Annotated in this window: 23 protein-coding genes; 9 read left to right on the forward strand and 14 right to left on the reverse strand. The window is 41.7% G+C overall.

The features are described from left to right. Window positions 1-130 precede the first annotated feature (130 nt). From CVT14_RS04755 to CVT14_RS04780, 6 genes are all read left to right on the forward strand, one after another. A complete protein-coding gene (locus CVT14_RS04755) occupies window positions 131-694 on the forward strand; it encodes a molybdenum cofactor guanylyltransferase (RefSeq protein WP_021089000.1) in 564 nt (187 codons plus the stop codon). After that, entirely contained in the window at window positions 687-1,649 is a 963-nt protein-coding gene (locus CVT14_RS04760) for a phospholipase A (protein ID WP_021088996.1), read from the forward strand. The genes CVT14_RS04755 and CVT14_RS04760 overlap by 8 nt, the downstream gene beginning before the upstream one ends. 165 nt (window positions 1,650-1,814) lie before the next feature. Further along, a complete protein-coding gene (locus tag CVT14_RS04765) occupies window positions 1,815-3,209 on the forward strand; it encodes a GntP family permease (protein WP_107849825.1) in 1,395 nt (464 codons plus the stop codon). Next, entirely contained in the window at window positions 3,206-4,336 is a 1,131-nt protein-coding gene (locus CVT14_RS04770) for a glycerate kinase (protein ID WP_107849826.1), read from the forward strand. The genes CVT14_RS04765 and CVT14_RS04770 overlap by 4 nt, the downstream gene beginning before the upstream one ends. Before the next feature lie 185 nt (window positions 4,337-4,521). Further along, window positions 4,522-5,259: a 4Fe-4S dicluster domain-containing protein gene (locus tag CVT14_RS04775; protein WP_103574068.1), complete on the forward strand. Its 738-nt coding sequence runs from the start codon at window positions 4,522-4,524 to the stop codon at window positions 5,257-5,259. Between the two features lie 13 nt (window positions 5,260-5,272). Beyond that, the gene (locus CVT14_RS04780; RefSeq protein WP_107849827.1) at window positions 5,273-8,263 is read left to right on the forward strand and encodes a molybdopterin dinucleotide binding domain-containing protein; all 2,991 of its coding nucleotides are present in this window, start codon (window positions 5,273-5,275) and stop codon (window positions 8,261-8,263) included. A gap of 278 nt (window positions 8,264-8,541) precedes the next feature. On the opposite strand, the gene CVT14_RS04785 is transcribed toward CVT14_RS04780, so the two are convergent. From CVT14_RS04785 to CVT14_RS04835, 11 genes are all read right to left on the reverse strand, one after another. After that, entirely contained in the window at window positions 8,542-9,603 is a 1,062-nt protein-coding gene (locus tag CVT14_RS04785; RefSeq protein ID WP_107849828.1) for a tyrosine-type recombinase/integrase, read from the reverse strand. Window positions 9,604-9,669: 66 nt separating this feature from the next. Continuing rightward, window positions 9,670-10,530, reverse strand: coding sequence for an AMIN domain-containing protein (locus CVT14_RS04790; RefSeq protein ID WP_107849829.1), 861 nt, complete (start codon window positions 10,528-10,530; stop codon window positions 9,670-9,672). A gap of 5 nt (window positions 10,531-10,535) precedes the next feature. Beyond that, the gene (locus CVT14_RS10990) at window positions 10,536-10,718 is read right to left on the reverse strand and encodes a hypothetical protein (protein ID WP_178140078.1); all 183 of its coding nucleotides are present in this window, start codon (window positions 10,716-10,718) and stop codon (window positions 10,536-10,538) included. A gap of 104 nt (window positions 10,719-10,822) precedes the next feature. After that, window positions 10,823-12,073, reverse strand: coding sequence for a phosphopyruvate hydratase (gene eno, locus CVT14_RS04800; RefSeq protein WP_107849830.1), 1,251 nt, complete (start codon window positions 12,071-12,073; stop codon window positions 10,823-10,825). Beyond that, the gene (recA, locus tag CVT14_RS04805; protein ID WP_107696086.1) at window positions 12,073-13,170 is read right to left on the reverse strand and encodes a recombinase RecA; all 1,098 of its coding nucleotides are present in this window, start codon (window positions 13,168-13,170) and stop codon (window positions 12,073-12,075) included. The genes eno and recA overlap by 1 nt, the downstream gene beginning before the upstream one ends. A gap of 62 nt (window positions 13,171-13,232) precedes the next feature. Continuing rightward, window positions 13,233-13,721, reverse strand: coding sequence for an addiction module antitoxin (locus CVT14_RS04810; RefSeq protein ID WP_107849831.1), 489 nt, complete (start codon window positions 13,719-13,721; stop codon window positions 13,233-13,235). Between the two features lie 8 nt (window positions 13,722-13,729). After that, on the reverse strand, window positions 13,730-14,527 hold the full coding sequence (locus CVT14_RS04815) for a UDP-N-acetylmuramate dehydrogenase (protein ID WP_107849832.1): 798 nt from the start codon (window positions 14,525-14,527) through the stop codon (window positions 13,730-13,732). After that, the gene (fliQ, locus tag CVT14_RS04820) at window positions 14,524-14,793 is read right to left on the reverse strand and encodes a flagellar biosynthesis protein FliQ (protein WP_223154231.1); all 270 of its coding nucleotides are present in this window, start codon (window positions 14,791-14,793) and stop codon (window positions 14,524-14,526) included. The genes CVT14_RS04815 and fliQ overlap by 4 nt, the downstream gene beginning before the upstream one ends. Further along, the gene (locus tag CVT14_RS04825) at window positions 14,790-15,605 is read right to left on the reverse strand and encodes an MqnA/MqnD/SBP family protein (protein WP_234398890.1); all 816 of its coding nucleotides are present in this window, start codon (window positions 15,603-15,605) and stop codon (window positions 14,790-14,792) included. The genes fliQ and CVT14_RS04825 overlap by 4 nt, the downstream gene beginning before the upstream one ends. 112 nt (window positions 15,606-15,717) lie before the next feature. Then, window positions 15,718-16,215: a chemotaxis protein gene (locus tag CVT14_RS04830; RefSeq protein ID WP_107849833.1), complete on the reverse strand. Its 498-nt coding sequence runs from the start codon at window positions 16,213-16,215 to the stop codon at window positions 15,718-15,720. An 8-nt stretch (window positions 16,216-16,223) separates the two neighbouring features. Beyond that, window positions 16,224-17,312, reverse strand: a complete 1,089-nt coding sequence (locus tag CVT14_RS04835; protein WP_107849834.1) for a nicotinate phosphoribosyltransferase — start codon at window positions 17,310-17,312, stop codon at window positions 16,224-16,226. A 91-nt stretch (window positions 17,313-17,403) separates the two neighbouring features. Here CVT14_RS04835 and CVT14_RS10725 point away from each other — a divergent pair, with 91 nt between their 5' ends. The 3 genes from CVT14_RS10725 (at window position 17,404) to CVT14_RS04850 (ending at window position 19,513) form a co-directional block, all read left to right on the forward strand. Next, on the forward strand, window positions 17,404-17,544 hold the full coding sequence (locus CVT14_RS10725) for a hypothetical protein (protein WP_199907321.1): 141 nt from the start codon (window positions 17,404-17,406) through the stop codon (window positions 17,542-17,544). A 185-nt stretch (window positions 17,545-17,729) separates the two neighbouring features. After that, entirely contained in the window at window positions 17,730-18,182 is a 453-nt protein-coding gene (gene accB / locus CVT14_RS04845; protein ID WP_021093317.1) for an acetyl-CoA carboxylase biotin carboxyl carrier protein, read from the forward strand. Continuing rightward, window positions 18,182-19,513, forward strand: coding sequence for an acetyl-CoA carboxylase biotin carboxylase subunit (locus CVT14_RS04850; RefSeq protein ID WP_107849835.1), 1,332 nt, complete (start codon window positions 18,182-18,184; stop codon window positions 19,511-19,513). Before accB ends, CVT14_RS04850 begins: the two co-directional genes overlap by 1 nt. Before the next feature lie 157 nt (window positions 19,514-19,670). Here CVT14_RS04850 and CVT14_RS04855 read toward each other — a convergent pair whose 3' ends face one another. From CVT14_RS04855 to hisIE, 3 genes are read right to left on the reverse strand one after another with little or no spacing between them, the layout of a single operon-like run. Then, the gene (locus tag CVT14_RS04855; RefSeq protein WP_103558977.1) at window positions 19,671-20,222 is read right to left on the reverse strand and encodes a DUF2393 family protein; all 552 of its coding nucleotides are present in this window, start codon (window positions 20,220-20,222) and stop codon (window positions 19,671-19,673) included. Next, window positions 20,222-20,752 (reverse strand): DUF2393 family protein, encoded by a 531-nt coding sequence (locus CVT14_RS04860; protein WP_107849836.1) that lies wholly within the window; start codon window positions 20,750-20,752, stop codon window positions 20,222-20,224. The genes CVT14_RS04855 and CVT14_RS04860 overlap by 1 nt, the downstream gene beginning before the upstream one ends. Continuing rightward, on the reverse strand, window positions 20,742-21,476 hold the full coding sequence (gene hisIE, locus CVT14_RS04865) for a bifunctional phosphoribosyl-AMP cyclohydrolase/phosphoribosyl-ATP diphosphatase HisIE (RefSeq protein WP_107849837.1): 735 nt from the start codon (window positions 21,474-21,476) through the stop codon (window positions 20,742-20,744). Before hisIE ends, CVT14_RS04860 begins: the two co-directional genes overlap by 11 nt. Between the last annotated feature and the right edge of the window lie 2 nt (window positions 21,477-21,478).

Genomic DNA, 21,478 nt, shown 5'->3' on the forward strand with positions numbered 1-21,478 from the left:
TTTTGGCAAAAGCGCTCTTTTTTGCAAATTTAAGGGCAAAGCTTTTATCAAGTGATAATAAATTTAAAACAATATGAGTTAGAAAATTTGGTTATACTTTTGTAATTTTTAAAATTTAAAAGGATAAAAGATGCAAACTTGCGTCATTTTAGCAGGTGGCAAGAGCTCGCGCATGGGTCAGGATAAGACCTTGCTGCCATTTGGGGGATTTGAAACACTCACACACTATCAGGTCTCTAAATTTAGCAAAGCTTTTGATGAGGTTTTTGTAAGCTCTAAATTTGAGAAATTTAACCCGCCACTAAAGCTCATAAAAGATGAGAACAGTGAGGAGTATTCGCCGATGCTAGCGCTTTACTCTGTGCTTAAAAGCTTTGATCATAGCGTCTTTATCATCCCAGCTGATATGCCATTTTTTGACCCAAAAAGTCTTGACGAGCTAGCTAAATTTAAAGATGAATTTGAGATGGTTGTGGCTGGCGATGATGAGCATATCCACTCGCTTTGTGGCTTTTTTAGCCCAAGCTTGGCCCCGCTTGCACATGAGCAATACCTAAAAAATGAGCATAAAATCGGGCTTTTACGAAAAAACTGCAAGTGCAAGATAGTAAATTTTGATGATAAAGAGCAGTTTTTTAACGTAAATTTCCCAGATGAGTACAAAATAGCAAATGAAAAGATGAAAAATGAGTAAATTTACATTGCTTTTAAGCCTTGGCCTTACATTTTTGATGGCAAGCAGGACAGATGACTTTAAAAGGGCGCAAGAGCTTGAGCAAAGTGGCGATATAAAGGCTGCGATGCAAATTTATAAAGAGCTAGCCAAAAGCTCTTTAGGCGAGCAAGAAGCGGTGCAAAATGCGCAAGCAAGCGAGCCAGCACCAAATGATGCGAAGCTAAAGCAAGCTGATCTTTTAAGAGATAAAAGCGATAAAAATTTACAAAATGCACTTGGTATCGAGCTTTATAAATTTAACTACCTTTTGCCAGTAACTTACGCTAAAACTATCCCAGATGATGGGCGAAAGAGCGTTGAGACGAAGTTTCAAATAAGCCTTGCAAAGCCGCTATTTTACGATGTTTTTGGACTTAGAGAGAGCCTCGTGGCAGCATATACACAAACCTCTTGGTGGCAGATAACAAAAACTTCAGCTCCGTTTCGTGAGACAAACTATCAGCCTGAAATTTTCTTAAATTTCGCCTCTCCAAAATACCTAGAGCAAATAGGCATGAAAAACCTAAAATTTGGACTTTTGCATGAGTCAAACGGACGAGATGGCAGCAACTCAAGGAGCTGGAACAGAGCCTACGTGCAAGGTGATCTCGTCTATGGAGATTTAACCATCTCGCCAAGAGTTTGGAGCGTGATTGGCGAAAAGAACGACAATAAAGAAATTTTAAACTACATCGGACACGGAGATCTAAGGCTTAGTTACAAGCTAAATGACCAAATTTTTAGCTTGATGCTAAGAAATAACTTACATTTTGATAAAACAAACAAGGGTGCAGCTGAAATTTCATATATGTTTCCGATATTTTCAAGCGGCGTTTATGGCTATTTGCAGTATTTTACAGGATACGGCGAGAGTTTGATTGACTATGATAGGCACACTGACAAGGTTGGTCTTGGCTTTGTTATTTTAAAATAGCCTTAAAAATTTAATCTTATAAAGTGGCTAAATTTGGGCAGATGAAGTAAATTTTATATAAATAACGAAAAAAATTTAACTAATAGAAAAACTTAAAAATATTAGAAAAAATATAAGCAAATTTTGCTAAAATCACTAGCAAAATCTCACAATAAAGGAGTTTTCATGAGCGGTATAGCTTTGATTGTCTGTTTTGTTATAGCAATCATCCTTATGATCGTTATGATCTCAAAGCTCAAGGTGCATCCATTTTTGGCACTTATGAGCATTTCTTTGGTGCTAGCAATCGTCGCAGGTATCGATCTATCCAAGATCCCAGCGATGATAGGTGTTGGTTTTAGTGGCACATTTAAGAGCATCGGCATCGTCATCATCTTTGGAACGATCATCGGCACAGTGCTTGAAAAAACGGGAGCTGCGCTAAAGCTAGCAGACATGGTCGTAAAGCTAGTCGGACAAAGACGCCCTGAGCTTGCCATGCTTATAATGGGCTGGGTTGTTGGCATCCCTGTATTTTGCGATAGCGGTTTTGTCGTTTTAAACTCTATTCGCGAGGCACTTTATAAGAAAATTTCAGCAAGCCCAGTTGCTATGTCAGTAGCACTTAGCGGCGGTCTATACGCTTCTCACGTCTTCATCCCGCCAACTCCTGGCCCGATAGCTGCTGCTGGCACACTTGGCCTTGGCGGAAATTTACTTCTTGTCATCATCATGGGTACAGTAGTTTCAGTGCCTGTTTTGGTAGCTGTTTATTTCTTTTCAAAAAGTATCGCTAAAAGCGTAACTATCAGCGACAAAGAGGCTGACGCTACGATAACAGCAAGCTACGAGGAGCTTTTAAAGAAATTTGGCAAATTGCCTAGCGGATTTTTGAGCCTTGCTCCTATCATCATGCCTATCATCTTCATGGCGGTTGGCTCTGTTATAGACGTTTTGGCAAAACAAGGCATGCTTGATAAAGCCGCACTCTTGCCAAAGATATTTTTATTTTTAGGCAATCCTATCATCGCCCTTGCGATCGGCGTGATCTTTTGCGTATTTTTACTAGCTGAAACTAAAAAGATGAGAGAATTTGACCATATAACAAACGAATCATTAAAGATCGCTGGTCCGATACTTTTTATCACCGCAGCTGGCGGCGTTTTGGGTAACGTCATCACTGAGGCTGGCTTTGTAAATTTCATAAAAGAAAATGCCTCAACTATAAAAGCGATAGGAATTTTCTTCCCATTCATCATCTCAGCTGTGCTAAAAACCGCTCAAGGAAGCTCGACTGTGGCTATCATCACTACAGCCTCTATCATGGGCGCATTTAGCGCTGATAACTCACTCATGCAAACACTTGGCTTTACGAGCGAAATTTCAGCTGCACTTTGTGTCATGGCGATAGCATCAGGTGCGATGTGCGTATCTCACGCAAACGACAGCTACTTCTGGGTCGTGACAAACTTTAGTAAGATGACCGCAGATCAAGGATATCGCACACAAACAGCGATGACATTTATCATGGGCGTTGTTGGAATGATCAGCGTTTATATTTTATCTTTGGTGCTTTTATGAGAATTTTGGTTGCGATAGATTCATTAAAAGGCTCGCTAAGCTCACTTGAAGCGGGCCTTGCTATAAAAGAGGCGCTTGAAGATTTTTGTGACGTCGTCGTAAAGCCAGTGGCTGACGGCGGTGAGGGTAGCGTAGAGGCTATGGCTGATGCACTTGATGCTAAATTTATAGATACCATCGTAAAAAACCCTCTTGGCACTGAAATTTTAGCTAGATATGCCCTAAAAGACGACCTTGCCATACTTGAGATGTCAAGTGCTTCAGGACTTACTCTCATAAATCCTGATGAGAGAAATCCTATGAAAACTAGCACATTTGGCTTTGGTCAGATGATAAAAGATGCCATTAGTAAAGGTGCTAGGAAATTTATCATAGGTATTGGTGGAAGTGCGACAAATGATGCTGGCACAGGCATGCTAAGCGCTCTTGGCTTTAAATTTTATGACAAAAATGGCGCTTTGCTTGAGGGCAAAGGTGAGGATTTGGCTCAAATTTGTGAGTTTTCAGATGAAGAGGCGCTAAAAGAGCTAAAAGAGTGCGAATTTTTAATCGCCTGTGACGTGGATAATCCACTTTACGGTCAAAAGGGTGCAGCCTACGTCTATGCCCCACAAAAGGGCGCAAATGGCCGCATGGTAAAGCAGCTAGACGACGGGCTAAAGCACTTTGCGGGGCTTGTAAAAGAGAAAAATAGCACCAAATTTCACACGCAAAAGGGCGCTGGAGCAGCTGGCGGACTTGGCTTTGCTTTTGTGGCATTTTTGGGCGCAAAGCTCAAGCCTGGCATCGAGATCATCACGCAGACAATAGCGCTTGAAGATGAGATCAAAAAGGCTGATCTTGTCATCACTGGCGAGGGCCGCATGGACTTTCAAAGCACCATGGGCAAGACCCCAACAGGCGTGGCAAAGCTAGCTAAGAGACATCATAAGCCAGTCATCGCGCTTGCTGGAAGCGTGCAAAGGTGTGCCAAAGACTGCCACAAGCACGGCATCGATGCCTATTTTTGCATACTAAATGAGCCAATGAGTCTTGAAGAAGCCATGCGAAAAGATAATGCTATTAGAAATTTAAAGATGACTGCCGAGCAAGTCATCCGCCTTTATATGCTAAATCATAAAGCATAAATTTAAAAAGATAGAAGCTAAATTTCTATCTTTTTCTCTCTAAATTTAACTTAAAATTTTACTCACAAAGTGCTACAAAAATTCTCAAAATTTAATACATTTTGCAAAAAGATAAAATAAACTTTATAAAAAAAATTTACTATGTTAAAATAAGAAAAACTTCTAAAAAGAAAGGAGAATTTCTTATGCAACAGACCCTAAACTCTCGTCGCAGTTTTATCGCAGCTGCAGGACTATTTTTCGCTACGACTGCACTAAAGGCAGCACCAAAGGACTTTAGTGGCAGTGGTGTTCGCTACGGCATGGCAATAGATCTAACAAGATGTGTTGGCTGTCAGTCATGTACTATGAGCTGTATGTTGGAAAATGACGTTCAGCCAGGTGCTTTTAGAACCATTGTCTCTGAGTACGAGGCAAAGGATAAAAGCGGTAAAATGGCGGTCATTGCGTCACTTCCAAGACTTTGCAATCACTGCAACAAACCAGCCTGTATCGACGTTTGTCCAACTGGCGCAAGCTATCAAAGAAGCAACGGCATCGTAAAGATCGACACAAAAGAGTGCATAGGCTGTGCGCTTTGCGTGGAGGCCTGTCCATATCACGCAAGATATCTTAGCTTGCATACCTACAAGGCCGATAAATGCACCTTCTGCGACCACAGACTAAGAGCGGGACTTCAGCCAGCATGCGTAGAGAGCTGTGTGGGCGGTAGCCGTATAATAGGCGATCTTAACGATCCTAACTCAAATATCAGAAAATTTCTAGCCACACACGAGACTATGGTCATAGATAGCCCTAAAAATACAAATCCACAGGTGTTCTACCACGGCGTTAGCGAAATTTTAGCTAAAAACGATAAGAAACTCGAGCTTGATAATGGATATAAAAAGGTTATCAGCTGGAGCGAAGAGATAGCACAGTAAAAGGAAATAAGTAATGCAAAGAAGAGAATTTTTAAAAAGATCAGCCGTACTCTCAACACTAACTGCGAGCGCTGTGCTAGCAGATGGCAAAAAAGACGACTACAAACCGCAGTCAAACTCACTAGAGCCTGAATTTAGCGTAAAAGACGGCAAAATTTCACTCAACGACGGACATAGCGTTGTCTTTTCAATGTGTCACGGCTGTACAACGAAGTGTGGCATAAGACTTCACGTAGATGACAAAAACGACCGAGTTTTAAGATGTAGCGGAAACCCATACCACCCACTCTCAAATGTACACTGGGCAAATTTTGACACATCGATAAACGACGCACTACTTGCCACAACACTAAGCGGCGAAGATGAAAAGCGAGCCACGGTTTGCGTTAGAGGAGCGATATTACCTGAGATGATAGACTCACCTGCAAGGATACTAACGCCACTAAAAAGAGTTGGCAAAAGGGGCGAGGGCAAGTGGAAGAGCATAAGCTTTGAACAGCTAGTAGAAGAGGTCGTAGAGGGGGGAGATCTCTTTGGCGAGGGGCACGTGGATGGGCTAAGGGCGATATATAGTGACGAGCTAATAGACAGCGAAAACCCAGAGTACGGCACTAAGCGCAACCAACTTTTAAGCTTTTACCTATATGACGGACGCTCAGACATCGTTGATCGCTTTGTCAAAAAGTCATTTGGCACTATCAATCACTACTCACACGGCGGAATTTGCGGTGGTGGCTTCAGGGTCGGCGGCAAGATCGCGCACAATGCAAAGGGCTTTGCACACACAAAACCAGACTATGAAAACTCTAAATTTGTTATCTACTGGGGCACTTCGCCGTCAAATGGTGGCAACCCTTTCCAAAAACAGGCAAAAATGCTCTCTTACGCAAGAGGCACTAGGGATGACTTTAGCTATGCAGTTGTAGACCCAAGCGTTACAAATGCTGTAAAATACGCCTCTTCAGACAAAGGCCGCTGGATAGCGATAAAGCCAGGCACCGACTCAGCTCTAGCTATGGCTATGATACGCTGGATCATAGAAAATGAAAAATACGCTACAAACTACCTTATCCAGCCAAATTTAGACCAAGCAAAGCTAGCAGGCGAGATACACTGGTGCAACGCCACGCATCTAGTCATCACCGAAAAAGGTCACAAAGACTACGGCAAATTTGCACTTATCAATAACGAGTGGCAGGTCTGTTCGCAAGACGGCAAGATACAAAGCTACAAGGTAAATGAACCAGCCAAGCTCTACTACAAAGGTAAAATTTTAATAGACGGCAAAAAAGTCGAGGTAAAAAGCTCAATGCAGCTTTTAAAAGAATCAGCCTATAAGCATAGCTTAGAGGAGTACTCAAAAATTTGTGGTGTGAGCGTTGAAGATATCATCTGGCTTTGCGAAAATTTCACCAAAAACGGCAGACAGGTGAGCACAAACGTGCATGGCGGTATGATGCATACGCAAGCTGGTATGACTACTTTTGCGATTCTTTGTCTAAACACGCTAATGGGCACTTACGGCTTTAAGGGCGGCAACGTCAATGCAAGTGCCGGCACACACGAGTTTTTAAAGGGCAGATATGACCTTGAGAGCTTTGAGGGTGCTTATAAGCCAAATGGTCTAAATTTATCAAGATCAGGCAAATACTACGAAACAAGCTCTGAGTATAAGCGCAAAGTAGCAGCTGGCGGCAGCGGCTATCCATCAACTCAGCCATGGTATCCTATCTCTATGCCACTTGTAAATGAAACGCTTACGAGCCACAAGGCTGGCTATCCATACAAAGTAAAAGTTTTCATAAACTACATGACAAACGTACTTTACGGCCAAGCAGGACTTGAAAGAGCGGTTTTAGACGCACTAAAAGATAGTAAAAATTTACCACTTTTTGTGGGTATCGACGCCTTTATGAACGAGACAAATGCCTATGCTGACTACATCGTGCCAGATGGGGTAAATTTAGAAAACTGGGCGCTTCCAAACTCTCTTTGGGGAACGATCGCTAAAACTTCAGTCGTGCGCTATCCAGCTGTTAGCTCAAAGCAAGCAAAGGATAAAAATGGCGGCGTGATCGACGTTGAGGCGTTTTATATAGCCGTAGCAAAGAGGCTTGGACTAAAAGGCTTTGGCAAAAATGCCTTCAAAGACAAAGATGGAAATTTCATGGACCTTGACGTAAAAGAGCAGTATTACGCGGCTGCGCTAGCAAATTTAGCCTTTGACGGCGAGGGCGTGAAAGATATAAGCGACGAGGACAAAAAGCTTAGTAAGATATCAAGAGTGATGACAAAACTTGATCCTTATCTAAAAGACGAAGAGAGGCCAAAAGTGGCGCACGTGCTAGCAAAAGGCGGCAGATATGATAGCTACGAGAGCGCATACAAGGGCGATAAAACAACCATAAAAGTGCCAGCGCCTACGCCAGCTTCTATCTACTATGAGCCACTTGGCGGACACAGACACTCGGTAACAGGCGAATATATGCCAGGAGTGCCAAGCCTGATGCTACCAGTCGCGAGTGACGGCACGCCGCTTGAGAAATTTTTCCCACGCTCTGAGTGGAAATACACAGTTAGCTCAAGAAAGTCAAATATCCAGCACTTCTACACATTTGTTAGCCCAAGGCTAAGAGCTGTGCATCCTAGCAACTTCATAAGGATGGCGCCAGATGTGGCGAGCGAGCAGGGCATTCGCTCAGGCGATAAGGTCAAAGTGACTACGCCTTATGGAGCGCAAGTTGGCGAGGCATTTGTGACTGATGGCGTTGCTAGCGGGGTTATCAGCATAGAGCATGGATTTGGCCATGATGAGTTTGGTATAAGAACGCACATCGTCGATGGAAAGCCAGCTTTTGGTATAGCAAATTTAGAAAAAGGGGTCAATCACAACAAACTTGGACTTCTTGATCCAAAAAGAAATGGCGAATTTAGCCTAAATGACTGGTTGGTTGGTACTTGCGCTAGACAAGCACTTCCTGCAAAGATAAGAAAGATCGGCTAGTTTGATATAAAATTGGCGAGCAGAGTAAAATTTGCTTGCCAAATTTCATTTTCGTGAGAGCTTTTGTCTTGCGGCGTAAAATTAGATGCAGGTCAAGCTTTTAGGCTACTTGCAAGCTAAAAATTCTCACATATTTATAGAGTTTAGTAGTTAAATTTAGTGTTTTAAATTTTGTATGGGTAAATTTAATATCATCTGAAGTGTGCTAGCTGGTATTTCAAGCAGCGTTTTAAATTTGCATGGGTTAAATTTACTATTGATAGTTTGCTTTTAGTGCCCTAGTTTGCCAAGTCCTCAGCCACTTTGGCAGCGAGCTTTAGCTTGTCGCTATCAAAGTGCGTGTAAATTCGCGAGGTATTTAGGCTTGCATGTCCAAGGGCTTCTTGCACTAACACAAGGTCTTTTTGCTTTTTATAAAGCATCGTTGCAAAGGTATGGCGCAGCATGTGAGCGCCGTTTTTCTCTTTTCTGATGCCTGCTTTAAATAAAATTTGCTCCACGATACGGCTAACATAAGCCTGCGTGAGCCTTGTACCTTTTTTATTTATAAAAAGGTAGCCCTCTTTGTTGATGTAGTTTATGGCGATTGCGTTTAGGTGAGCTTCGATTAGGTGACGCTTTATCATTACGATGCGGTATTTGTTGCCTTTGCCACGGATCCTAATGATAAAAAGATCGCCATCTTCAGTGATATCTTTCCTCTTTAAATTTAGCGCCTCACTCACACGAATCCCAGTAAAGATAATGACCTTGATGATGAGCTTGTTGCGGTTTGAATTTTGCTTAAAGTCGCTCTCCTCGATCGCTTCAAGAAATTTCTTGACCTCATCTTCGCCCATAAACTCAGGCAACTTTTGACCTTTGTTACCACTAACGCCGCCCCAGTTTTTTAAATTTATATCAAAAACGTGAGCCTTGCCGTCCTCTTCATTTTGTTTGTCTAAAAAGGCAAAGAAATTTATCACTGAAATTCTGTAGTTTTTCTTGCTCGCATCGCTTAGCCCGCCAGTTGTGCTGGCTAAAATTTCACTTAGCAGCTCTTCGTCGATCTGCTTTAGACTGCTAAGCTCATAAAATTTCATCGTCTCATATATCTTTTTAAGCGGGTTAAAATAGGTATTTATGCCAGTTAGCCCTGCATTTCTTGCGCTTTTTACCAGCCCATCAAGCTGCTCTATGTTTTTTATCTCGCGGCTTAGGGCAAAATTTACACTTGCAAGTGCCTTTGGGTCTCTTAGCTCCTTGTTTGAAAGCGAGCTAAGTTTAAATTTGACATATCTTGTGAGCCAAAAAATAAATGAGCTCTCAAAACTTTCTTTGCAGTCAAGTGGAAATTTCAAAATAACGACCTTTAAATATTTATTTTGAAAAGTATTATATTTGAAAATTTATGAAAAACATCAAAACTATAAAAGCTTAAGCACATATCCATTTTCAGCGGCTTCAAGCTTATATTTATGCATCTTATCAAGCTCTAAAACTACTCTGAAATACTTATCATGCCAGCCGATTATGACGTTTTTAAATGTCTCGTTTTCAAGCTTTAAATTTCTAGTTTTAAAGCTTCTTGGAGGTTTTGCAAAGTCAAGTACGATCTTGTTTTTTTCATATGCAAAGTGTTTTAAATTTTTAGCTTTTGTGATGATATTTAGCTCTTTTTCATGCGCTAAAAAGCTGATAAATCCCAAGAATTTAACCTCTTTTTCGCTGCTTTTTGTCTCTTGAATAGGCTTTGTGGTAGGCTCAATTTTTACTTCGACTACCTTTTGCTCAGGTTTAGCTGGCTCTTTTGCTTTTTTTGTGCCAAGGTCGATCACTACGACGTTTGGAGTTGGTACGTCTGAGGTTTTATTTCTATCTTTGTTTGAAATTTTAGTCTCATTTTTTTCTATTATCACTGGCGTGCTAACCTTTTGAGCTGGCACCTCCGCCATCGTGACAGAAACGTCTAGTTTTTTAGCTGCGACTGGTTCAGGATTTTTCATCTTGCTTAGGGCAAATTCATCGTTCCAGTCGATAGTTTTGTTTATATCAGTTAGTCTTTTTTCTTTTATGCTGCCGTCATTTGCTCTATATCTTATGGTGACATCAAGTAGTAGCATCGCATCGCTTGGAAATTTAAACGAGAGCGAGTTGAAGCTGTCATATTTCTCTACGACGTTTGTCGTCATAACGCTTGTGTTTAGCTCGCTAATAGGCATAAATGGGTTTTCTCTGGCGCATAAGCTCGCAGTCAAGATAGATAAAACTAACCAAATTTTCTTCATCGTTCCTACTTTTTATTAGAGTCTGGCTCAAGGCCTTGTAGTTCAAAATAGTCTTTTTGCAGACGTGCATTCATCTTTTTTAAAATTTCCACGTCTTCGCTAAGCCTCTCTTTTTTGCTCTGAAGGCTTAGCATCACGTCAAGTGAGCGTTTGCCAAACATCATGTTGCCCACGTAAAAGGCAAACATAGCCACGCAAATGGTGGCTATGACGTAGCGTAATGTCGGCCGAACAAATTTTATGATTTTATGAAATATGCCATCTTCTTTGCCATATTCATCTAAAATTTCGCTCAAATATTATCCCCTAAAAACTCACCCGCCTCAAGCTCGATCTCGAGCAAGCGGTTATATTTCGCGTTGCGCTCGCTTCTTGAAGTAGCACCCGTCTTTATCTCGCCAGTGTTTAGTGCGACCGCAAAGTCAGCGATAAACGCATCTTCGCTCTCGCCGCTTCTGTGGCTCATTATGCAGCGATAGCCGTTTCTTTGAGCAAGGCGGACAGTTTGCATAGTTTGCGTGACTGAGCCTATTTGATTTGGCTTGATCAAGATCGCATTTGCGACCTTTTTCTCGATGCCTTCGCGTAAAATTTTCTCATTTGTGACAAATAGATCGTCACCAACTAGCTGAACTTTGCTACCAAGCCTTTTTGTAAGCTCAGCCCAGCCGCTCCAGTCATCCTCGCTAAGGCCATCTTCGATAGAAAATATCGGATATTTTTCGCAAAGTTTTTCATAGTAGCTAATGAGCTCGTCGCTGCTAAATTTCTTGCCTTCAAGCTCGTATTTACCGTCTTTATAAAGCTCGCTTGAAGCGACGTCAAGTGCTAGCTTTATCTGGCTACCTAGCTCATATCCAGCCTCTTTTACAGCTAAACAGATAAGCTTTAGTGGCTCTTCGTTGTCTTTTAAATTTGGAGCAAAGCCACCCTCATCGCCTACAGCTGTGCTGTGTCCAGCTGCGTTTAGGATAGATTTTAGCTTGTGATAAATTTCAGTCGCAGCTCTTAGTGCCTCGCTAAATGTGCTAAAGCCAAATGGCATGATCATAAATTCTTGAAAATCAACGCTGTTGTTTGCGTGTGCGCCGCCATTTATGATGTTAAACATCGGCACTGGCAAGATGCTAGCGTTTGCACCGCCAAGGTAGCGATAAAGTGGGATATTTAGGCTCTTTGCAGCTGCGCGAGCCACCGCCATAGATACGCCAAGAACTGCATTTGCGCCTAAATTTGAGTAGTTGTGCGTGCCATCAAGCTCAAGCATCTCTTCATCGACTGCTTTTTGGTTGTAGGCATCAAGGCCGATTATCGCCTCGGCTATCTTTTCATTTACGTTTGAAACAGCTTTTAAAACGCCTTTGCCAGCATATCTCTCGTCCTTGTCGCGAAGCTCGAGCGCCTCACGCTTGCCAGTGCTTGCGCCGCTTGGTACGATCGCGCTTGCCTCGGTGCCGTCGCTAAGTCTAACTGTCGCACGAACTGTTGGGTTGCCTCTGCTGTCTAAAACCTCGTGAGCTTCTACATCTTCAATAAATACCATTATTCATCTCCTGCTTCGTTTGTGTCGTCTTCTTCGTCTTTTGCGCCACTGCTTATTAGGTGATCTATCCCCATTGAGCCTTTGATCGCCGCTACTATCTCATCAGAAATTTCTGGGTGCTCTTTTAGGTAGGCTTTGGCGTTTTCTCTGCCTTGACCCAGTTTTTCGGCCTTGTAGCTAAACCACGCGCCTGATTTGTCGATGATGTCGAGTTTTACGCCATAGTCGATGATCTCGCCCTCTTTGCTCACACCCTCGCCAAACATGATGTCAAATTCAGCCACTTTAAATGGAGGTGCCACCTTGTTTTTAACGACTTTTGCTTTTGTACGGTTGCCGATAGGCTCGTCATTTTGTTTAAGTGTGGCTATCTTTCTTACGTCTATTCTTACAGATGAGTAAAATTTAAGTGCATTACCGCCAGTTGTGGTCTCTGGCGTGCCATATCCCATCATGCCGATCTTCATACGAATTTGGTTGATGAAGATAACAGTTGTCTTCATCTTGCTTAAAATTCCAGTTAGCTTTCTAAGCGCCTGGCTCATAAGCCTTGCTTGAAGGCCCACGTGCTGATCGCCCATATCGCCGTCTATCTCGCTCTTTGGAGTAAGTGCGGCCACGCTATCAACTACGATAAGATCGATCGCACCGCTTCTTGCAAGCGTCTCAACGATCTCAAGTGCCTGCTCGCCAAAGTCTGGTTGAGAGACGTAAAGGTTGTCGGTATTTACACCTAAATTTGAAGCGTATTTTACATCTAGTGCGTGCTCTGCATCGACAAATGCACAAATTCCGCCAGCTTTTTGCGCTTCGGCGATGATGTGAAGCGTGAGAGTAGTCTTACCAGAGCTCTCTGGTCCGTAGATCTCGATGATCCTGCCTTTTGGAACGCCGCCTATGCCAAGAGCCAGATCAAGTCCTAGCGAGCCAGTCGGTATTGACTCGATAGCCTCAACCTCTTTGTCGCCAAGTCTTAAAAGCGTGCCTTTGCCAAAAGCTTTATCGATCTGCTTTAGCGCAAGCTCAAGCGCCTTTTTCTTGTCCGCTTCGCTCTCTGGGATAGCTATCTTTTTGTCACTATCTTTTTCTTTTGCCATTTTTTGCCTTATAGTTGAAATTTGGCTTGATTTTATCTAAAAAGAGATGAATTTTACTTGATTTACTCGCAAATTATAATATTTTCGCCAAGCAGCGCAGCGCTATCAATGAGAGCAAAAAGCTGCTCTTTTTCAAACAAAAATCCATAAATTTGATCTTCATTTTTTAGTATCGCAAGCTTTAGTGGCTCTACAAGCGAGCTTGCGCAAAGGTTTAAAAAAGTTTCATCGACACTATTTTGTGAAATTTTGGGTTTGGTTTTGAAATTTTCATCTTTTATAAAAGAGATAAACTTCTCTTGTGAGATAGATTTATTAAATTTAAAAATTAGTTTTTCTTTTAAGGCCTGGGCTAAAATTTCATCAAATTTAACTAGATCGATGTAGTTTTGCACACCTAAAATTTGAGCAAAATTTAGTAGATTTTTATCATAATCAGCCATATTTTTCTCATGCTCGCTTTGCGCCTTTTTAGCCCTATAAATGGCATAAAAACCAATCATAATAAACAAAATAGAAAGTGTTAAAACTTCTGCTAAAAACTCACTCATCACTATCCTTATAAAATGCAAACTTCAGTCTTAAGCTCTACGCCAAATTTCTCTAAAACCCTAGCCTTTGCTAAATTTATAAGATTTGTGGCGTCTTCAAAGCTTGCGTGGTTAAAATTTATCAAAAAATTTGCGTGCTCTTCGCTAAATTTCGCTCCGCCGATCACGTGTCCCTTTAGTCCAACTGCTTCAATCAATGCCCCTGCAAAGTGCCCTTCAGGATTTACAAAACAGCTGCCAAAGCTAGCTCCTTTTGGTTGGTTTGCCCTTTTTGCGCTTATGGCTTCAGATATGCTCGCGTCAAAGCCACTAGAAAGCTCAAATTTAGCTCCCAAAATGGCCTCATCTATGCCGCTGTGGCGGTAGCTAAAGCTTATCTCATCTTTGCTCACCCAGCCACGAGCCAGACGCACATGTGTGAGGTTGTCGCTTATGCTAAATTTAAGCAGCCCAGCATTCATCTTGATAAGTCCGCCAAGCGTGCCAGGGATATTTTTTAAAAACTCAAGGCCGGCTATGTTGTTTTGTTTGCAGAAGTTATAAATTTTAGCGGATTTTGTCGCAGCACCTATCTCAAGGCAAATTTTTTCATCACAAATTTCTAAATTTATGTAGTCAAAGCTCTTGCCAAGCATCGCCATTTTTGGGGGATTTGGCGAGATAAGAAGGTTATTTCCTCCGCCTATCATCACTGCGCCTAAAAAGTGAGGCGAGCTTAGATCTTCAAGGCTATCAACCTCGAAAATTTCATGCACGCCGCCTATCCTAACCGATGTAAATTTAGAAAAATCAACAAGCCTCGTCACTGGATAAATTCCGGTATAAAATCAAGCATGCGAGTGGTAAATTCAACCATCATCGAGATCATCCAAGGCATTAAAAATATGATAACAACGACGACTAGCAAGATCTTTGGCACAAAGCTTAGCGTGGTTTCGTTTATCTGCGTGGTCGCTTGAAAGATGGAGATGATAAGACCTGCTATTAGGCCGCTTAGTAGCATCGGAAGGCTGATATAAAGGGCGATCTTAAAGGTTTCAACTCCAAGTGAGACAAGCGTACTTTGCATCAGCTAAACCTTACTTCGTTGTATTCAGTTGGGATGAGGTAGTCGTTTACGTCGATAGCTTTTTCAAAAAAGCCTTTGTCATAGCCTATTTGATATAGCTTATTTAGCGCTTTTAGCTGCGTTTCGTTCATGCTTATTGACTCGTCATTTGCGTATAAATTTAGATACGCTTTAAGCTCGTCTTTGCCAACTCTTATTAAATTTCGCTCCATTAGCATGTGAGATAAAAATGGCTTGTGTGAAGTGGCGATCCTAACGGCCTCGCTAAGCACCCTCTCACACTCGATAGCATCAGTTATGGGCAGGCTTCGTCTAAGCGCCATGCCACCAAGTGGGAGTGGTAAATTTTCGCCGTTTAGCTCGCTCCAGATATCCCAAATTTCGCGCTCGACGCAGAGCTGGTCTGAGAAATTTAAGATACTTTCATGTATGAGCACGCCAGCATCGACCTCGCCGCTAAGCACGGCATTTTCGATCTCAAGAAAATTTTTATAAACGATCCTTGCCTCTGGGTAGGCTATGCGAAAGAGCAGGGCATTTGTCGTGTTTTTGCCAGAGAGTGCTACTTTAAAATTTCGCTTTAGCTGCTTATCTTTTAGCTTGATAAGCTTTGGGCCATATCCGTTGCCAAAGCTCACCGCACAGCGTAAAAGTGCAAATTCATCGCAAATTTTTGGATAGAGCGCAAAGCTGATCGCCGTAGCCTCATAAGTGCCTTTTAGCGCCTCCTCGTTTAGCGTTTCTATATCAAGCGCCTTTGATGTGAAGGCTAAATTTTTACTGCTAACCCAGCCAAATTTGACCGCAGCATACATGAAAATATCGTCAGCGTCTGGCGAGTGAGCGACGTTTATGGTTTTTAGATTATGCAAAGGTGATCCTTTTTTTGATTACGCCATTTTAATGAAATTTATTTAAAATAAAGTTTTAAGGGCGGTTTTTAAATGTTTTTACCAGCTTTGCCTCTTTGAAATTTAGCACGTATTTCACGTCTATGGCGTCATTTTTGCCCTTGTTGCGTGACGAAAAGGTCGAGTAGTAAGGATGCTTAAGATCAAGCATTTTAAGTAGCTTTTGATCATCAAGCTCTTTTTTTACACGCTCAACGATGATCGTTGTTATAAATTTATCCTCAAACTCATAAAATGGCCAGACTATAACGCCTGCGTCGCTTGATTTGAAGTCATTTATTTTTGATTTTTTAGGGATATTTAGCATGGAGATGATCTTTTTGCGGGGGCTGTCCGCATTTTGCACCGAGATCACCTTTACGAGCAGGTCTTTTTTGAGTCCTGCGCCATTTTGGCTAAAGCGGTAAACGCCGTCTTCAACTATGCCAACCTTTTCAAAGGCGTTAGCGTAGTTTGCAGCCATGCAGCTAGAGAGCAAAAGCGCTAGAAACGTTAAAATTTTGATAAATTTCATCTTTTCTCCTAAAATTTCACTCTTTTTAGTCTATCTGAAGCAAAATTTTTCCTGCCAAATTTAGCCTCGCTTTTGCCGTTTAGCTCGACTAGATCGCCTGTAAAGCCACAAATATCATTTTTAACAAGATAGCTTCCAACGCCATAAATATCAACTGGGGTGTTAAATTTCTCAAATTCGCTCATTTTTTGCGGGTTAAAGCCTGAGCTAACGACGATTTTAACGTGCTTAAAGCCAGCTTTATCAAGTGCCTCTCTTAGGGCAAATATAAGCTCCTTGCAAACGCCATGCGGGTCAAATTTACTCGTATCTTTGCCTTCAAAATGCCTATCTATCAAATTTTTACTAGTATCCACTCTAACTGCGCCAAGCCTCTCTTTTAGGGCATTTGCGGCCTTTAGTGCGTCTGTTATCACATCGTTGTTATAATCAACTAGTGCCGTGATCTGCTCGTTTTCAAAGGTTTTAGCATAAATTTGGCAAGCCTTTACCACGTCTCCGCCACACATTTGAATGAGCGCGTGAGGCATGGTGCCACCACCTTTTAGCCCTGTAAGCTCACCCTGAGCGTCTGTGGCGACCTTTTTTATACCGCCGATAAATGAGGCATAGCCGTCGCCTGGCTGCGTGCAGATGTCGTCTTGTCTGTCTGCCATGCTAAAGACGTCCTTGCCATTTGCCGCTCTTATCACGTCTCTAGAGTTTGTCGCCACGCAGCTTCTTCTAGTAAGCGTCGCGTCGATCACGTTTTCTAAAAAGCCGAAATTTTCATACTTGCCACTTATCTTTAAAACTGGCTCGTTTGCGTTTATGATATCGCCATCATCAAGTGCGTAAATCTCAAGCTCGTTTGGGTTTTTGGCAAATTTATTGATGATAGCTAAAACCTCGTCGATACCGCAAAGCACGATATCATCACGCCTTTGGAAAAACTGCATCGTCACGCGCTGATCTGGCAGGTTTTGCTTAATTATCTCATTTACTTTTATAAAGTATTTCGCCGTGAAGTAGCCCTCGCCGATCCTAGGATCTAGCTTAAAAGTCCTGTCTGTTAGCCTCTCTATCTTACCTTGCATCTTTAGCTCAAGTTCGTTCATGTCTATCCTTTTGTTTTTGCGAGATTATACCATTTTGGCAAAATTTGGCGCAGGCAAAAGAGCTAGTTAATTTATACAAAAAGCAATCTTTATGCCTCAAAAAAGCGTGGCAGCAGCCTTTATCCTAGCGCTCTTGCGAGGGCTTGGCGAGGTTGGTATAACGTTCATTTTAGGTGGCAATATCATAGGCAAAACAAACCATCTCGCTTACTATCTACAATGCAGTCTATGACGGCAGAAGCGATCAGGCACTCGCTTTAAGCCTTGTTTTGGTTGTGCTTAGTTTTATCTTATTTTTCATTATAAATTTGCTAGAAAAAAGTAGGCTTTAGCACAAAATTTATGCCAGCTAAAAATTAAATTTATTTAAATTTCGCTACAATTAGGGGCTTATATAAAAATTTAGGAGAATTTTCTATGAAAAAAGAAGATATAAAAGAGCTTATCGAATTTTTTAATGGTATGGAGATGAATCATATCAAGATAAAAAGTGGTGATTTTGAGGTCGAGGTAGAGAAATTTGCTGATTATTGCGCGCCTGCGAAGCCAGTAGCACAAGCAGCAGCTCCAACGCCAACACCTGTAAATGTTGTCGTTAGCTCAGAGGTAAAACCAGCTGCAAATTCGCCAAAAGATAGCATAAAATCTCCTATGGTAGGTACTTTCTACGCTGCTCCAAGCCCAGGCGCTGCACCATTTGTAAAAGCAGGCCAAAGAGTGAGAAAGGGCGATGTAGTGGGCATTATCGAAGCTATGAAGATCATGAACGAGATCGAGGCTGAGTTTGACTGCCAGATCACTGAGATGCTAGTCTCTGACGGACAGCCAGTTGAGTTTGGATTGCCGTTATTTGGCGTGGAGAAAAATTAATGGAATTAAAAAGAATTTTAATCGCAAACCGCGGTGAGATCGCTCTTCGTGCTTTGCGAACGATAAAGGAGATGGGTAAAGAAGCCGTTGTAGTCTATTCAACCGCAGACAAAGACGCGCTTTACGTAAAATACGCTGACGTGGCTATTTGCATCGGCAAAGAGCGCTCAAGCGATAGCTACCTAAACATCCCAGCTATCATAAGCGCAGCTGAGATCAGCGAAGCAGACGCTATCTTTCCAGGTTATGGCTTTTTAAGTGAAAATCAAAATTTTGTTGAAATTTGCTCACACCACAAGATTAAATTTATTGGACCAAGTGTTGCTGCGATGGCTTTGATGAGTGACAAGAGCAAGGCAAAACAGGTCATGCAAAGAGCTGGCGTGCCAGTCATCCCTGGCTCAGACGGCGCTGTGGCTGACACAAAAGCAGCAAAAGAGCTAGCCAAAAAGATAGGCTATCCTGTCATACTAAAAGCTGCTGCAGGTGGTGGCGGACGCGGTATGCGCGTGGTTGAAAAAGAGGCTGATTTAGAAAAAGCATTTTGGTCGGCTGAGAGCGAGGCGATGAGTGCATTTGGCGATGGCACAATGTATATGGAAAAATATATCTTAAACCCACGCCACATCGAGGTTCAAGTCATCGGCGATAGCCATGGCAACGTGCTTCACATAGGTGAGCGCGACTGCTCTATGCAGCGCCGTCACCAAAAGCTGATCGAAGAGAGCCCAGCTATCTTGCTTGATGAAAAAACAAGAGAGAGGCTACATGAAACTGCCATAAAAGCGGCAAAAGCGATCGGCTACGAGGGAGCTGGTACGTTTGAGTTTTTGGTTGATAAAAATTTAGACTTTTACTTCATCGAGATGAACACAAGGCTTCAAGTCGAGCACACAGTAAGCGAAATGGTAAGCGGACTTGATATCATCGAGCTTATGATAAAAGTTGCCGAGGGCGAAAAGCTACCGTCACAAAAAAGCATCGAGCTAAAAGGCCATGCGATCGAGTGCAGGATCACGGCTGAGGATCCAAACACCTTCACTCCGTGCCCTGGCAAGATCACAAAATATGTCTGCCCAGGTGGCCGCAACGTGAGAATGGATAGCCACATCTATCAAGACTACTCTATACCGCCGTATTATGATAGCATGATCGGTAAGCTCGTAGTTTGGGACACTGATAGAAATAGAGCCATTCATAAGATGAAAGTTGCTCTTGATCAGCTCATAATAAGCGGCATAAAAACAACAAAAGATTTTCACATCGCCATGATGGAAAACAAAGACTTTTTAAGCAACAACTACGATACAAACTATCTTTCAAGACATTAAAACTAAATTTTAAACCATTGCCTTTTGGCTTTGGTTTAAAATTTTTTATTTTATATATAAGCCAAATTTTTAGGTATTAAACTTTTTAAATTTAAGAGAAATTTAGCCAGTTTGTAACTACAAAATGTAATAAATACTAAAAATTTATCTAAATTTATTAGTAGCAACTAAGTTTTGTGATATTCATACCATTTTTAAAATATGGCGGATAGGGCATAGTTACGGTAAATGGCACCGCTTTTTGCTTTGGTAAATTTTGAGCTACGTCAAATTTATATGCCACAGTGTTTGGTCTCTCGTCCTCATCGCCTCCAAAAACCCATGAGAAAAATGAGAGCCCGCTTGGTTTAAATAGCGCTTCGCCACCAAGATCGTTTTTATTTAGCGGCTGATTAATAAGCTTAATTGTAAGAGTGCATTTGCTAATGGTAAATTTACCGACATTTCTTACTTGACCTCGAAAGACGATGCTTTCATTTCTTAACACTCGCTCGCTTTTTACGCCCTCGACTATGCCTTTTTTGGTGTATTTATCAAGAACTAGCATCAAAAAAATGGCAAGCGTGGTTGAGACCAAAATATTTGTAAAAAGCAGTGATAAAAATAGCTTTCGCTCGGCTCTAAGCGAGAGCACAAGAAATAAAATAGAAAGTAGTGCGATCGCGAAAAGCACGATGATATGAACGATAGTAAAGTAGTTTGAACTCATCAAAAACACTCCGCTTTTTTGGTGATATTATAGTCAATGAAGGCAAAGTCATTGACAAATTCTCTTATATGCTTGCTCTGCTTTGGCAAAAGCGCTTCATTTAAAATGATCCTTTTTTTAGCAAAAGGGTTTAGTGAATTTAGAAAATTTCTCGTACTTTGCTTTGAGCCAAGGTAGAAGCCAAGCTCGATTTTGCAAACGTTTAATGTGTAGTTTGAATTATTTGTGATGTTAAAATCAACCATCAACGCATCGACATATTGAAGCTGTTTCGTGTTTATTTTGCTTATGATAACTGGTCTTAGATTTTCATTTATATATTTATTTGCGTAGTAGTTGCCTGCAAAAAGTCCCAAAAAACCAGCTAGGATAAATAAAAATCCTATCTGCCACCATGATTTTATCGCGACGAAAATTCCTAAAAGAACGATAAATATAAAGGCTAAAAACACCCAGCCATAGGCTAGAAAGTCGATAAGTTTGGCGTTTTGAAGTATGAAAAGTATGTTATGCTTGATGCTATTTAACATCTCGCGATCTTTTTTCTTCGATGCCACTCATGCCAAAACGCCTTGCAAGCTCGTTTTTGACGGCATCTGGATGTATGTTGTGGGCCGAAAGCGCCACAAGTGTGTGAAAGCAAAGATCGGCTGCTTCATAGATGAGGTCATTTTTTGCCTTTTGCTCATCTTGTTTTATCTGCTTGGCAAAACTAAGCTCTTTTGCTGCCATGACAAGCTCTGTAGCCTCTTCGCCAACTTTTTTTAGAATTTGATTTTTACCCTTTTTAAAAAGACTTGCCACGTATGAAGTTTGCGGATCAGCATTTAGCTTTCTATCTTCTATAACGTGATAAAGCTCGTCAATGACGCCGTAACTTGGCTTTTTAACCTCGCTTTTTTCATCAGAAATTTCTAAATTTTCTAAATTTATCTCGTTAAAAAAGCAAGACCTTGCCCCAGTGTGACAAGCAGCGCCTCCCTTTTGAACGACTTTTAAAAGCAAGGTGTCGTTGTCGCAGTCTAAAAATACAGCCTTGATCTCTTGCGTATTACCACTCTCTTCGCCTTTTTTCCAAATTCTATTTTTAGTGCGTGAAAAGTAGTGAGCGTAGCGGCTAGATAGACTTAAATTCAGTGCTTCTTCGTTCATATAAGCAAGCATCAAAACCTCGTTTGTAGCGTGATCGCAAACCACCACCGGGAGCAATCCACCAACTTTTTGCCAGTCTATACTTTTTGCTACGCTATTCATTT

The organism is Campylobacter concisus (assembly GCF_003048445.1).
Lineage (GTDB): Bacteria > Campylobacterota > Campylobacteria > Campylobacterales > Campylobacteraceae > Campylobacter_A > Campylobacter_A concisus_BF.

What these genes read in the sequence shown, in the direction of transcription:
- CVT14_RS04835 (WP_107849834.1), bottom strand. Translation starts at nt 17,312, where the DNA reads ATGAACGAACTTGAGCTAAAGATGCAAGGTAAGATAGAGAGGCTAACA.
- eno (WP_107849830.1), bottom strand. Translation starts at nt 12,073, where the DNA reads ATGGTATTTATTGAAGATGTAGAAGCTCACGAGGTTTTAGACAGCAGA.
- CVT14_RS10725 (WP_199907321.1), top strand. Translation starts at nt 17,404, where the DNA reads ATGCCTCAAAAAAGCGTGGCAGCAGCCTTTATCCTAGCGCTCTTGCGA.
- CVT14_RS04830 (WP_107849833.1), bottom strand. Translation starts at nt 16,215, where the DNA reads ATGAAATTTATCAAAATTTTAACGTTTCTAGCGCTTTTGCTCTCTAGC.
- CVT14_RS04780 (WP_107849827.1), top strand. Translation starts at nt 5,273, where the DNA reads ATGCAAAGAAGAGAATTTTTAAAAAGATCAGCCGTACTCTCAACACTA.
- CVT14_RS04850 (WP_107849835.1), top strand. Translation starts at nt 18,182, where the DNA reads ATGGAATTAAAAAGAATTTTAATCGCAAACCGCGGTGAGATCGCTCTT.
- CVT14_RS04790 (WP_107849829.1), bottom strand. Translation starts at nt 10,530, where the DNA reads ATGAAGAAAATTTGGTTAGTTTTATCTATCTTGACTGCGAGCTTATGC.
- hisIE (WP_107849837.1), bottom strand. Translation starts at nt 21,476, where the DNA reads ATGAATAGCGTAGCAAAAAGTATAGACTGGCAAAAAGTTGGTGGATTG.
- CVT14_RS04765 (WP_107849825.1), top strand. Translation starts at nt 1,815, where the DNA reads ATGAGCGGTATAGCTTTGATTGTCTGTTTTGTTATAGCAATCATCCTT.
- CVT14_RS04770 (WP_107849826.1), top strand. Translation starts at nt 3,206, where the DNA reads ATGAGAATTTTGGTTGCGATAGATTCATTAAAAGGCTCGCTAAGCTCA.
- CVT14_RS04760 (WP_021088996.1), top strand. Translation starts at nt 687, where the DNA reads ATGAGTAAATTTACATTGCTTTTAAGCCTTGGCCTTACATTTTTGATG.
- CVT14_RS04855 (WP_103558977.1), bottom strand. Translation starts at nt 20,222, where the DNA reads ATGAGTTCAAACTACTTTACTATCGTTCATATCATCGTGCTTTTCGCG.
- accB (WP_021093317.1), top strand. Translation starts at nt 17,730, where the DNA reads ATGAAAAAAGAAGATATAAAAGAGCTTATCGAATTTTTTAATGGTATG.
- CVT14_RS04810 (WP_107849831.1), bottom strand. Translation starts at nt 13,721, where the DNA reads ATGAGTGAGTTTTTAGCAGAAGTTTTAACACTTTCTATTTTGTTTATT.
- CVT14_RS04860 (WP_107849836.1), bottom strand. Translation starts at nt 20,752, where the DNA reads ATGTTAAATAGCATCAAGCATAACATACTTTTCATACTTCAAAACGCC.
- CVT14_RS04775 (WP_103574068.1), top strand. Translation starts at nt 4,522, where the DNA reads ATGCAACAGACCCTAAACTCTCGTCGCAGTTTTATCGCAGCTGCAGGA.
- recA (WP_107696086.1), bottom strand. Translation starts at nt 13,170, where the DNA reads ATGGCAAAAGAAAAAGATAGTGACAAAAAGATAGCTATCCCAGAGAGC.
- CVT14_RS04825 (WP_234398890.1), bottom strand. Translation starts at nt 15,605, where the DNA reads ATGTATGCTGCGGTCAAATTTGGCTGGGTTAGCAGTAAAAATTTAGCC.
- CVT14_RS04755 (WP_021089000.1), top strand. Translation starts at nt 131, where the DNA reads ATGCAAACTTGCGTCATTTTAGCAGGTGGCAAGAGCTCGCGCATGGGT.
- CVT14_RS10990 (WP_178140078.1), bottom strand. Translation starts at nt 10,718, where the DNA reads ATGTTTGCCTTTTACGTGGGCAACATGATGTTTGGCAAACGCTCACTT.